9 protein-coding genes are annotated in these 12,315 nt (G+C 34.1%); 5 read left to right on the top strand and 4 right to left on the bottom strand.

Going from position 1 to position 12,315, the window contains the following annotated elements; all coding sequences use genetic code 11:
• Window positions 1-22 precede the first annotated feature (22 nt).
• Together KF896_04195 and KF896_04190 are read right to left on the bottom strand one after the other, a co-directional pair.
• A complete protein-coding gene (locus tag KF896_04195) occupies window positions 23-1,114 on the bottom strand; it encodes a CapA family protein (protein MBX3042898.1) in 1,092 nt (363 codons plus the stop codon).
• A gap of 6 nt (window positions 1,115-1,120) precedes the next feature.
• Window positions 1,121-1,870, bottom strand: a complete 750-nt coding sequence (locus KF896_04190) for an HAD family hydrolase (GenBank protein MBX3042897.1) — start codon at window positions 1,868-1,870, stop codon at window positions 1,121-1,123.
• 326 nt (window positions 1,871-2,196) lie between these two features.
• On the opposite strand from KF896_04190, the gene KF896_04185 reads away from it, so the two are divergent.
• Genes KF896_04185 through KF896_04175 form a run of 3 tightly spaced genes read left to right on the top strand, consistent with a single transcriptional unit; the run spans window position 2,197 to window position 7,594 of the window.
• Complete coding sequence (locus KF896_04185) at window positions 2,197-2,373, top strand: hypothetical protein (protein ID MBX3042896.1); 177 nt, start codon at window positions 2,197-2,199, stop codon at window positions 2,371-2,373.
• Window positions 2,374-2,381: 8 nt separating this feature from the next.
• On the top strand, window positions 2,382-6,122 hold the full coding sequence (locus KF896_04180) for a T9SS type A sorting domain-containing protein (GenBank protein ID MBX3042895.1): 3,741 nt from the start codon (window positions 2,382-2,384) through the stop codon (window positions 6,120-6,122).
• Window positions 6,123-6,181: 59 nt separating this feature from the next.
• Entirely contained in the window at window positions 6,182-7,594 is a 1,413-nt protein-coding gene (locus KF896_04175) for a T9SS type A sorting domain-containing protein (GenBank protein ID MBX3042894.1), read from the top strand.
• A gap of 121 nt (window positions 7,595-7,715) precedes the next feature.
• Here the strand turns inward: KF896_04175 and KF896_04170 are convergent, their stop codons facing one another.
• The gene (locus KF896_04170; GenBank protein ID MBX3042893.1) at window positions 7,716-8,552 is read right to left on the bottom strand and encodes a DUF3298 domain-containing protein; all 837 of its coding nucleotides are present in this window, start codon (window positions 8,550-8,552) and stop codon (window positions 7,716-7,718) included.
• Between the two features lie 200 nt (window positions 8,553-8,752).
• Between KF896_04170 and KF896_04165 the strand changes: the two genes are divergently transcribed.
• A complete protein-coding gene (locus tag KF896_04165; GenBank protein ID MBX3042892.1) occupies window positions 8,753-10,135 on the top strand; it encodes a tyrosine phenol-lyase in 1,383 nt (460 codons plus the stop codon).
• A gap of 92 nt (window positions 10,136-10,227) precedes the next feature.
• Here the strand turns inward: KF896_04165 and mscL are convergent, their stop codons facing one another.
• Window positions 10,228-10,620: a large-conductance mechanosensitive channel protein MscL gene (gene mscL, locus KF896_04160; GenBank protein ID MBX3042891.1), complete on the bottom strand. Its 393-nt coding sequence runs from the start codon at window positions 10,618-10,620 to the stop codon at window positions 10,228-10,230.
• A 218-nt stretch (window positions 10,621-10,838) separates the two neighbouring features.
• Here mscL and KF896_04155 point away from each other — a divergent pair, with 218 nt between their 5' ends.
• The gene (locus KF896_04155; GenBank protein ID MBX3042890.1) at window positions 10,839-12,314 is read left to right on the top strand and encodes a glycogen synthase; all 1,476 of its coding nucleotides are present in this window, start codon (window positions 10,839-10,841) and stop codon (window positions 12,312-12,314) included.
• Window position 12,315: the final 1 nt, after the last annotated feature.

Below are 12,315 nucleotides of genomic sequence, written 5' to 3'. Positions count from 1 at the left end.
AAATCAATCTAAAAATTTGTTTTTAATCTTTGTTTCTGAAAATAATATCTTCAAAAATGATTCTATTTTCCGGGAAATCTTCATTAGTAAGTCTTATTAGCTCCTTTAGTGCTGCTTTACTTTCATCTATTATCGGCTCACCTCTGCCGATCTGTTTAATTGAGATAATTTCGCCCTCCTCGAATTTTCCATTGGAATCAACTTTGAGCTTAATAACCGGTGCTATTCCACTTAATCCTGAGATATTAAACCTGTCATAAGTGCAGAAATTTCCAAGCGAATATGCTATAAACCGGTCTTTATAAATTTCAATTGCACGTGTAACATGTGGACCGTGCCCAAAGACTACGTCAGCTCCAAAATCAATTACATTATGAGCAAATTCATAGACATTACCTCTGTTATCACCGTAGAATTCTTCATAATCTCGGGTTACATTCAGAGCCTTTTTTCCCTCTGCACCTCCATGAAAGCTGACAATCACAATATCTGAGATGCTATCAAGATGTGTGATGATTTTTCTTGCAACGTCATAATTAATAATACTAATTGTCCCCGGATTTGGAGCAAAAGCAGCAAACCCTATTTTCCTTCCTTTGACTGTTAAAGTATCCCAAGGTTTGAAATCAGTACCTGCAAAGCGAAATCCATATTCATCAAGTACTTTTGCAGTATTTAATGCAATATCGTATCCGAAATCGAAAATATGGTTATTGGCAATTGAAATCAAATCGAACCCGGCACCTTTAAGGTCTTTCATCAGGTATTCAGGTTGACGGAAGGCATAGCAAATTTTTGGGTCTGAGCAAGTTTTTGCTTTACCGCCTGAATCAGCAACAGCACCTTCGAGATTACAAAAACTAACATCGGCAGATTGTATGATGTCATACATTGGTTTAAGAAGATTTAAACCTTTTGGAGGCAGATGTTTCTCACTCGGAAAATTAGTTCCGAGCATAATATCACCAACACCGATAATTGTAAATAAGCTGTCAGTTTCAATATTTGAATCTATTACGACAATATCATGAATTTCGTCTGCATTTATCTGAACTTTATCGTTCTTAATACAAGATATGATAAAAAGTGATAAAAAGAAATATTTAAATTTCATAATTTATTAATTATTTTCAATTTTGTTTAAAACATTCATAAACTCAGACCAGTTATGAATTTCAGCATCTGCCGCAGTAACTTTGGGATTGTCCTTATTCAGTACAGCTGTATTATCGCCACTGAATCGGATTGCCTTCATTCCTATGCTTTTGGCGCCTTTGACATCAGTTTTTTCTATATCGCCGATATGCAGTGCAAGTTCAGGTTTAATACGAAGTTCATTCAGAATTTTAGTATATGCTTTGGCATTCGGCTTTGAGACTCCAGTTTCATCGCTGAAGCTGAATGAATCGAAGTAACCAAGAAGCCCTTCATTTTCGATGACTTTTCTAAGTATAGTGCCCGGTGTGAAGCCAGTGTCGGATATCAGCCCGATTTTATAACCCGATTTCTTAAGTTCTTTTAGGGTAGTTTCTACATTTTCATTGGGTTGTGGAGGGTAATCAAGAATTGATTCGGCAAAAGCCTTCGATAGCTCCCTGATTGAATCCGGATTATGGGGAAGTTTGAGAAAATTCCATAGATACTCAATTGTTTCATAAGTTTCGGGGGTTCTTTGCTCATTCATCCAAATATTATTGAAAAATTCCCATGATGCCTCGACTGCCTTCTGAAACTCCTCTTGTGAAATAGTGACATTGAGTTTTGCAATTTCGCCTGCGAAGACATGCTGACGAACTGCATTCCTCTTAATACCATTGCTTGAATCAAATAAAGTATTCCAAAAATCAATTGTGATTAGCTCTAATTTCATTCATTTACCAAAATAATATAAAATAATCAGGACGCATTTTGATTGAAAAATTGTATTTTGATGATTTATTTGACTTTCACTAAAGCAATGTTTTAATTGTCCGTTAAACCAATTTGCTCAACTGTATTATATAATATTCTAATTATATCCTATTGGAGTTTAACAAATAAATATTTTTTTATACAAAATTTGCTTTATTAATTATTTATTATTAAATTATTGTTGTGATTCTGTCAATTTTGAATTTTGTTCTTTTTATTAAGTGGGTTGAGAGATTAATTGGTGCAAATAATGTGCCACTATTTTTAATTTTAGGAGTATTTATTATGTATTCTAATTTATTTTTAGGCGGCTCGAAGAGCCGCCGGACAGCCGGACAGCCGGAAAGCCGGACAGCCGGACAGCCGGAAAGCCGGACAGCCGGACAGCCGGACAGCCGGACAGCCGGACAGCCGGACAGCCAGGTAAATATTATTTACCCGCAATTTGTTTATATTTATTAGCAATAATCATGTTGCCTCAGGTTACTATGGGAGAAATTAATCCAAACAGCATCAAGCAGAGTTATTCATTCATTGAGAATAAGGGACAATGGGATTCCGATGTTCTGTTTCTTGCAAAGAGTAACTCGCTCCGAGTTTGGATTACTAAAAAATCAATGGTATTTGAGCAGTTTGAAGTAGAAACTACAAGTGAAATTGACAGAAATTCTATGCAAAATAAGGAAATTAAAGCTTATGCAATTGCACTTGAATTTCAAAAATCTAAAATTCCAGATTTTGAAAAAATCGGTGAAGGAAAAACAAAACTGAATTACTTTGTTGGTAATGACAAATCCAAACACAAAACCGGAGTAATGCAATACGAAGAAGTAATGCTGAAAGGCATTTATGACGGTATTGACATGCGGTACTACTTTGATGATGGAGAAGTTCGATATGACTATATTGTTCAGCCTTATGCTGACCCAACGCAAATCGAACTTGAAATCAAAGGGGCGCAGGAAAACAAACTCGAAAATGGTGAACTTGTGATGAAAACAAGTCTGAAGCCAGTTGTAAAGCAAGGTTTGTACGCTTATCAGAAAAATTCTGACGATAGCAAGCAAACAGTTAATTCATCTTTCGTACTCACTGGCAATAAACTAAAACTGAATATTGGTGAATATGATAAGTCAAAAGTTTTGGTAATTGATCCGCTGACAATGGCTGAATCATATATTATCACAAACTCCGGCAGTCCTGAATATCTTTACGATATGGTATTGGATGCAAATGGTGATATTTATTTCTGTGGTCATGTATTTGATGAGAGATTTCCTAATGCAGGAGCATTTAACGGTGGGACAGATGTTATTATTGGAAAAATACACTCTGATTTAACTGGATATGATTGGATGACTCTATTCGGTGGAGAAGAGACTGAATGTGCTGCAGCAATTGAGGTGGACGATGATTACATATATATTGTTGGTAGAACAGGTTCTGATGAAACAAGTTTTCCATTACTTCACCCAATTTTTGATGAGTATACTTATTTTATTCATGGATCTAATATACTTCAAAATAATTTTTTTGCTGTATTTGGCAAAACAGATAGAAATTTAAAATTTAGTACTTATCTTAGTACGGCTGTAGATGTATCAGGTAATCCTGATATTAAGGTGTCTTCAAGTGGAAAAGTTTACATAACAGGTACTTTTTTTAATAAGGATCAGGATCCAGCTTATTATCAATTAAATGAAATAACAACGCAGACTATTTTTGGCAATTATTCTGGGTTTGGTTTTATTGTGGGTTTAGAACCAGAATTTAATCCCCATTTTCATTATGATTTAATGTTCTCTTCAATATTTTGTGGTGATGGAAGTACAACAATAGAAGCAATTGATATTGATGAAGATAATTATATTTATATTACAGGTAATACTTGTAGTTCAAGTTCAAGTTTTGATATAAGTCATGGAGCATATATCTCAAATAAACCTATTAACACAGAAATGGGTTTCATAACAAAATTAAGATATAATTCAATGGAAAATCAAAACTTACAAATACTATATAATTCATATACCGGTGAGGTACTACCAGATTATTGTATTATGGGTTCTCACATTGGTGCAAAATGTATCATGGTAAAAAATGGAACAATTCATATTGGTGGTTCCGTAAGAACTGATGGTATAGAAAAGACTACAAATGCTTATGACACTACCTACAGTACTACTCAAACTGTCTATGACCCTTTTGAAGCATTTGTACAAGTATTTGAGCCTAATGGGAACTTGTATAATCTGTCATATTCAAGTTATTTTGGTGGAACTGGTTCAAGCGTTATTACTTCATTAGATTATGATGATGAATGTAATTCAATTTTATTTGCCGGTAATACTACAACTGCGATTGAAAGTTCTGATTATTATGGCGCTGATATAATGCTACCTTTTGTATCTCCTAACTCAATAATGGTTGGTTCAATTAATACGAACTTAACATCTACAAATACACTTACAAAACTTGCTTATATTTATAGCGATGCCGATTGGAATACGGGAGAAACTATAAAATTCAATCAAAGTGAAAATTTGATTTATCTTGCAGGCAATAAGAGAATCACAACTTCTGATCAGGACATGGCTTTTTACACTTTGAATAAGCGACCCTGTACAATAGCTCAAAATTGTAATTGTGGAATGTTATATAATCCTGATGAGTGGCTTACTTTCGGAAACGAAGAAGAACCAATAACCCCCGAAGATACTGTATGTTTGATTAATTTAAGTTTAGATATTCCTCCTCCTTATGATGCTTGTTTCTCACACTTTAAGATAGTGGTAAATAATCTGATTGGTGGGGAAATTATAAATTCAGAAATTATGTCAATTCATCACTTTCATACTTATGTAAATCAATACAGTTTGAGATTCGGAGAAGAAACTGTTGTTGTATTGACACTTTTTCGCCATGAAGACGATAATGAGCCTTGTATAATTAATAAAATCTACAAATGTCCTTGTGATTGCCCTGAAGAGATGGAAGATTGGTTTACTATGACAATTGGACCTATGCCAGATTCTTGTGAAACTGATTGCTATGTACAACATAATCTAAATATTCCAGAACACTTTGACTGTTTTCAATTCTATTATTACAGTAATCCACTTCAAGGTATCGAAGCAGGTGAAGAACCTTATTGTTTAGAAGATGAACCAATTACACAATTTGATGGTTGTATTGGTTATGGTGAAATGAGTGTTGCTGTAATCACTTTATTAAGATATCCCGGAGATCCAGATCCCTGCATTTTAGAATATTTCGTTCAATGTGATTCAAACATTGTAATTCCTGACTGGATTCCTCTACCTTGCGATACTTCTTGTGCAATTTCTTACGATTTAGATTCACTAACATATACTTCAGATATATGTCCAAATTGTATAATTCAGGTATGGTTTAGATCGCGTGTTAATTGTGAAGATGAACAGGAACTTGAAGTATTTGGCATAAGGTATTGGTCTGTTGAATGTAACTTCTGTGATGAAGAAGTATTGTTCAAAGAAGCTGTTTATCGAATTATAAAGTTAAATCCGATGGGATTTGAACCTGTATCAATTGGTTGCGATCTAACATGGAGGGTCGGAATTGGGTCATGTTGGGCTTGGATAAGTCAATTCAATTATACAATTTCGGTTGAAATCATTAGAGACCCTACAACTGGTTTTATCTCTTTTGATATCAAAATAATTCCACACGAATTTAAGATTCATAAAAAATGCGATGATACTGATTGTTGTTCAATGCTAATCGAAGTATGCAGAGATTTGAATACTGATGTTACAATTACACCAATTTGGGGTCCGGATGAGTGGCAAGAGTGCGACCCACACATGATATTTGATATTTGGGGTAGAGGATATCTTTGTTATCCCAAATGTGATTGGTTCTATGAGTGGTATCCACCGCTAATTGAACCCAAAGATGATAATTTTATAAATCATCTTAATCATTCTGTCAATCAACAAAATAATTATATTAGTAGTATAAAGGATGAAAGTGTTTTGAAAAATACAGAAGCTACAATCATAATTTATGATTTAATAGGCAGACAGGTGTTAAGCAGACAGATTACAATTACCAACAACGCAACTGAAAGTATTTTAAGTATTTCTGATTTAAATAGCGGCGTATATCGTTATGTAATAATGATTGACGGCAAAGTTGTTAAATCAGATAAGATTATCATCACAAAATAAAATATAATCAAACAAACCGCTAATGTTTCATTAGCGGTTTGTTACTTTGGAGAAAGAAAATGAAAAAGTTGATCGTATTTATTTTAATGTGTATGTTAGACGTTAGTTTGTATTCTCAACAATACTATTGGATGCAAACATATCCTAATAATTATTCATTACACGATATATCTTCATATAATGAAACAGAATGTTATGTTTTGGGCAGAAGATTAAATAGCATTGTTATCATTAAATCGGATACACTTGGGCAGAACTGGAAAGTAATAACAGATTCTTATCAAAATGACCGGGAATTAGGTATAATTCCCCCATTTTCATTTAGAATTTCAAATCCTTACAAGAATTATATTTTTATAGGTAGAGAGAAATATGAAATCATAAAAAGTAGTGATGGTGGATTAACTTTTGATACCATTAAAGTGAAACCCTTGAATCCTGACCACAACAAAGACCCAATGGATTATATAAGAGGATTAAGTATGGCAGATACAAATGTCGGTATAGCCAGTACGAATATCTATCTTTTTATAACAAAGGATGGTTGGAAAACTTACGAAACACATTCGACTTTAGATTTAGATATACCTGATGAATTTGTTATAAGATATGGTGATAACTTTTCAAATAATGTTTATGCTATTGATAAAGATAATTTTATCTCTAATGTACTAATCATAAAGCAAATATCAAAATCTGAATATATTCGTACAACGGGTACAGTCAGAACTACTGATGGTGGTAAGACATGGAATCTTGCAACTTTATCATATTTAAAAGAAGATAATGAACCCACTAATTATATTTCTTCTTTTTATTTTCATGACAATAATAATGGTTGGGGTGTTGGTTATCGTAGCAATGAGTTTGATTCTACGGGTTCAAAATATAAATCTGTAATTTTTAAAACAACTGATGGTGGTTTTACCTGGCAAAATAATTTTGAAGTATCCGCTGGGAAGGTTGGTGCAATATTCCTTCAAATTGCATTCAGAGATTATAAGCGAGGAGTTGTAGTTGGAAAATATGGACGACAGTTTTATACAACTGATGGAGGTGATACCTGGATTGATGAGTCAAGAACCGACCCAAATACCCGTTCATCGCGTACCGTTCAGCAAGTAACCTTTATGGGTAATTTACCAATAATATCAACCATATATGACGGCATTTACTCTGCAATGAAATACCACAAAACAACAGATGTCCATTCTGAATTTCCAAATGATTATAACGGCTTGATTTTCCCCAATCCCGCAAGTGATTATATTACAATTTCTATCCCTGAAATCAACCATAGGGTTAACCCTATGGTTGATAAAGTGCAGATATTTGATATGCTTGGATTAGAGGTTTTATCTGTAGGGATAGGGCTTGACCTGTCCACACAGAAAATTGACGTATCTCATCTTCCCGCGGGAGTGTATATCATCCGTATTGGCAATATTGTGGAGAAATTTGTGAAGATGTGAGATAGTTAAATGTTGAATGTTCTTGAGTTGAAAGTAAAATCAAAAGTTGCAACAAAGGGCTTCAGCCCTTTGCTGCAGCAGAAAATGTGCAGGTCTTTGATTTGTTTGAAATGAGTGCTTTTTATTCGACGATAATTACGTCTTCGTCATGATTACGGGTCGAATCAATCAGCTCCTGCCAGGAATATGAAACTCTGACAGGACCAACTGCGTAAGGAGCTACTTGATAAACATCAAATGTAAGATATAAGCTGTCGCGAGTGATGTTGTAATTTTTAAAATTATCCCAAAGGGGTAGTAACCCATTTCTAATCCAAACAGAATCAGACAAATTCATTGCGGTAATTTTGTTGAAACTGACTTCAGATAACTTGTCTAAAAACAAAGAGTCATTTACGGATATGAAATTATATAAATCAATTTCTTCACCGCTACTCATATCGAAATTCAATGATTTATGGTATGAAATCGGATGAGCAGCAAAAGCTATGTATTTTTCTATATTTAAAATCAAACTCATCAAATCGCGTGAATTATTGATTAATTCATAATCTATTGCAAGAAAACTATATCTTGATTCAAATTCATCAAAATCTTCAGGAAGATTCATTCCAGTTGTATCTGCAAACATGAACTCCTGATCCATAACAAACATTTCAATAATTTCGGTCAATTTGCCGGATATTCCCAAGTTGACTTTTTTCTGAGCTTTTTCATTATCATAATGAATTAATTCAGGATAAATCACCGAGATGTAATATTTCAGGATTGAGTTGGTATCATTTTGTTGCTTTTCAAGTATCGTCAAAGTGTCGCTTTTGGGTATGGACGCAGCAAGTGAATCGTAATTAATTCTTGTTTCACGGTATTGCCTTGTTGTCTCGCTGCAGGCATTCGTTAGAAAAGAAGCAATTACCAAAATTATATAAAAAAATGAATATTTAGTAAAATTTTTCAAATTATAAAAATCCAATTTCAAAATTACAAAATTTATGATGTCTAAAATAAGGAATTATTATATTTTATTCAAAATATTTGTAAAAAATAGCATAATTATTTATATTTGAGAAGTTTAATGAATACAATTTTGAAAAGATTATTCATTTTTTGTCATAAATAGATTTTTACATATTTTAAAATTTAAAAAAGGATTACATGATGTCAGGAAAATACATCCCTTGGGCAGAACCTTACAAAATAAAAGTGGTAGAACCGCTTAAAATGACGAGTCCCGAAGACCGCAAAAAAGCTATTCACGAAGCAGGATATAATACTTTCCTTCTCAAATCAGAAGACGTATATATTGATTTTCTGACCGATAGCGGCACGAATGCCATGAGTGATGCTCAATGGGCAGGAATGATGATGGGCGATGAAGCTTATGCCGGCTCAAAGAATTTCTATCGTCTTGAAGCTGCTGTCCAGAAGTATTACGGTTACAAATACTTAGTTCCAACTCATCAGGGACGTGGCGCCGAACATTTGCTCTCACAGGCAACAATCAAAGCTGGTGATTTCGTTCCCGGTAACATGTACTTTACAACAACAAGATTCCATCAGGAAAAAGCCGGTGCTACTTTTGTTGATGTTATTGTTGACGAAGCTCATGATTCACAGAGCTTACATCCTTTCAAAGGTAATATTGACCTTCAGAAATTTGAAGATTTGATAAATAAAGTAGGTGGCGATAAGATTCCTTATATCTGTCTTGCTGTTACTGTTAATATGGCTGGCGGACAGCCTGTATCTATGGAAAATATGCGACAGGTAAGAGACCTTGCACACAAACACGGTATCAAAGTAATGCTTGATGCCACACGTGGTGTCGAAAACGCTTACTTCATTCAGCAAAGAGAAGAAGGTTATGCCAATACTCCAGTTGAAGATATTCTTCGTGAAATGTGTTCATACACTGATGGTGCTACAATGAGCGGAAAGAAAGACCTGCTTGTTAATATCGGTGGATTTGTTGCAGTCAATGACTGGGATTTATTCGAAGAATTGCGTAATATGGTTGTTGTTTACGAAGGTTTGCATACCTATGGCGGACTTGCAGGTCGCGATATGGAAGCTATGGCTATCGGTCTTGAAGAATCTGTTCAGGACCAGAATATTGCATCTCGTGTAAGACAGGTTGAATATCTCGGTAAATTACTCGAAAAAGCTGATATTCCATTCATTAAGCCGGTGGGTGGTCATGCTATATTCCTTGATGCAAAGAGATTTTATCCTCAGATACCTCAAGAAGAATTCCCTGCACAGACACTTGCTGCTGATTTATATGTTGAATCAGGTGTTCGTGCTATGGAGCGAGGTATCGTTTCAGCTGGTCGTGATATCAAGACAGGTGAAAACCATAAACCGAAACTCGAACTTGTAAGATTAACAATTCCACGCCGTGTTTATACTCAGGCACATTTTGATGTGGTGGCTTATTGGGTTGAAGAGTTATATAACCATCGAGATAAAGCAAAAGGATTGAGAATGGTTTACGAACCTAAGTATTTGAGATTCTTCCAGGCTCGTTTTGAAAGACTCTAAAAGCTAATCATCCGGATTTAAAGTTATATTTAAATGAAATCCCCTTTACAATTGAAATATTGTGAAGGGGATTTTTAAATTCTTATAAACACTTATTTTTTGAGTAAATCGCGAATTTCTTCAAGAAGCAATTCTTGTTTTGGTGGTGGAGGAGGCTCAGCTGGAGCGGCATCTTCCTTTTTTTTCATTTTATTAATGCCTTTTACAAATAAGAATATAGAAGCTGCAACTATCAGAAAATCAACAATATTTTGTACGAACATTCCATAATTAATGGTAACCGCAGCGGTATCTCCGACCGCCTCCTTAATCACAAGTGACATTTGACTGAAATCCATACCACCTAAAATCAAACCGACCGGCGGCATAATTACATCAGATACAAGCGAACTCACTATTTTTCCGAATGCGCCTCCTATAACAACACCTACAGCTAAATCAACAACATTTCCTCTCGAAATGAAAGTTTTAAATTCAGAAGCTATTGACATAATATAACCTGTTTAATATTTAACATAAGAATAACTGTAAAAATAAAAAAAAATAATTAATTAAACTAATTATTTTTTAGCAAAGTCTAATTATGTAATTTAGTACACTTTTCAAATAAAAAATTGAGTTAAATTTTATTATAATGAATGAAATTGTCTGAATTTGCTTATTTTTGTAATTCTATAATTTTGTATTTATGATTTTTTAAATAATGGCAAAGAGTTTCAAAGTATTATTCGTTTCAAGCGAAGTATATCCTTTCGCAAAAGAAAGTGGCATTGCTGATGTGTCGCATTCATTACCTCTTGCCATACGCGAACTTCAGCATGATATAAGGGTTATATGTCCAAAATATGGGGTTCTGAACGAGCGACGAAGCAAAATTCATAATGTAAGCCGACTTAGAGATGTAGAAATTGCTGTTGGTGACAAAACTGAATTAGCTAATATAAAATCGGCTACAATCATATCAAAAAAGAATAAAGTACAAGTCTATTTCTCATCTAATCAGGATTATTTTGAACAACGAAAAGGTATTTACCACGACCCGATTAATTGGTCTGCATATCCTGATAATGCCGAGAGATTTATATTTTTTGCTAAAAGCGCTCTTGAAACTTGTGTAAGACTAAAGTGGATCCCTGACATAATTCATTGTAATGACTGGCAAACTGCACTAATACCTGCCTTTATGAAGAACAATTATGCCGGTAAATTTAACAAAACCAAAGTAGTTTTCACAATACATAATTTTTATAGACAGGGTGTATTTCCCTTGGAAGAACTCTTAAAAACAGAACTCAGCAACGAATTGAAGGAAGTTTTTATTCATAAAGATATGATGAATTTTCTTAAAGGCGGCTTAGAATTATCAAATTATATCACAACAGTAAGTCCAAGTTATGCAAATGAATTATTAGATGATACAACTTATGGAAACGAACTTAATTATGTATTGAAAAGTAAAGTCGGTTATTTCAAAGGTATCCTCAATGGAATTGACGATTACATTTGGAATCCACGGAGAGATAAACTGATTCACCAAAAATTAGAAGATGATTTTGATGATTTCAAAATTTCAAACAAAGTATTTCTGCAACGGCAGTTTGGACTTCCTGTTGCCCCGGAAAAGCCCCTCCTCGGATTTATACCAAGAATTGGGTATCAAAAGGGTGTTTCTCTACTAATAGAAACAGCTGAAAAAATTCTAAATAATGATTTGCAGATTCTACTTCTTGGGCAGGGTGATAATGAGCTCAAAATACAACTTGCGGAAATTGAGAAAAAATATCCGGAAAAATTCAAAGCGGTTTTCGCTTTTGACGAAGACTTATCTCATCAAATTGAAGCGGGAGCTGATTTCTTGATGTTGCCTTCAATGTATGAGCCTTGTGGGTTAAATGTAATGTATTCCATGAAATACGGTACTATTCCAATTGTGCGTCATACAGGAGGAATGAAGGATTCTACAGAAAATTACAATGATGCTACCCAAACTGGTAATTCAATCGTCTTTACAAATTATGATAAAAAAGATTTTTCTGATGCAATTTCAAGAGCTGTCAATTTGTACAGTAACAAGACAGATTTCAAAAGAATTATCCGAAATGCTTTGGATAAAGATTTCAGCTGGTCTGGAGGAGCAAAGGAATACGACAATATTTACAGAACAATAATGAAAGAGTAAA

It is taken from the genome of Ignavibacteriota bacterium, from assembly GCA_019637995.1.
GTDB lineage: Bacteria > Bacteroidota > Ignavibacteria > Kapaibacteriales > UBA2268 > JANJTB01.
The sequence above is the reverse complement of the archived record's forward strand: the minus strand, read 5'-3'. Positions and strand labels throughout refer to the sequence as shown.

What these genes read in the sequence shown, in the direction of transcription:
- KF896_04185 (MBX3042896.1), top strand. Translation starts at nt 2,197, where the DNA reads ATGTATTCTAATTTATTTTTAGGCGGCTCGAAGAGCCGCCGGACAGCC.
- KF896_04190 (MBX3042897.1), bottom strand. Translation starts at nt 1,870, where the DNA reads ATGAAATTAGAGCTAATCACAATTGATTTTTGGAATACTTTATTTGAT.
- KF896_04195 (MBX3042898.1), bottom strand. Translation starts at nt 1,114, where the DNA reads ATGAAATTTAAATATTTCTTTTTATCACTTTTTATCATATCTTGTATT.
- KF896_04155 (MBX3042890.1), top strand. Translation starts at nt 10,839, where the DNA reads ATGGCAAAGAGTTTCAAAGTATTATTCGTTTCAAGCGAAGTATATCCT.
- KF896_04180 (MBX3042895.1), top strand. Translation starts at nt 2,382, where the DNA reads ATGTTGCCTCAGGTTACTATGGGAGAAATTAATCCAAACAGCATCAAG.
- KF896_04165 (MBX3042892.1), top strand. Translation starts at nt 8,753, where the DNA reads ATGTCAGGAAAATACATCCCTTGGGCAGAACCTTACAAAATAAAAGTG.
- KF896_04175 (MBX3042894.1), top strand. Translation starts at nt 6,182, where the DNA reads ATGAAAAAGTTGATCGTATTTATTTTAATGTGTATGTTAGACGTTAGT.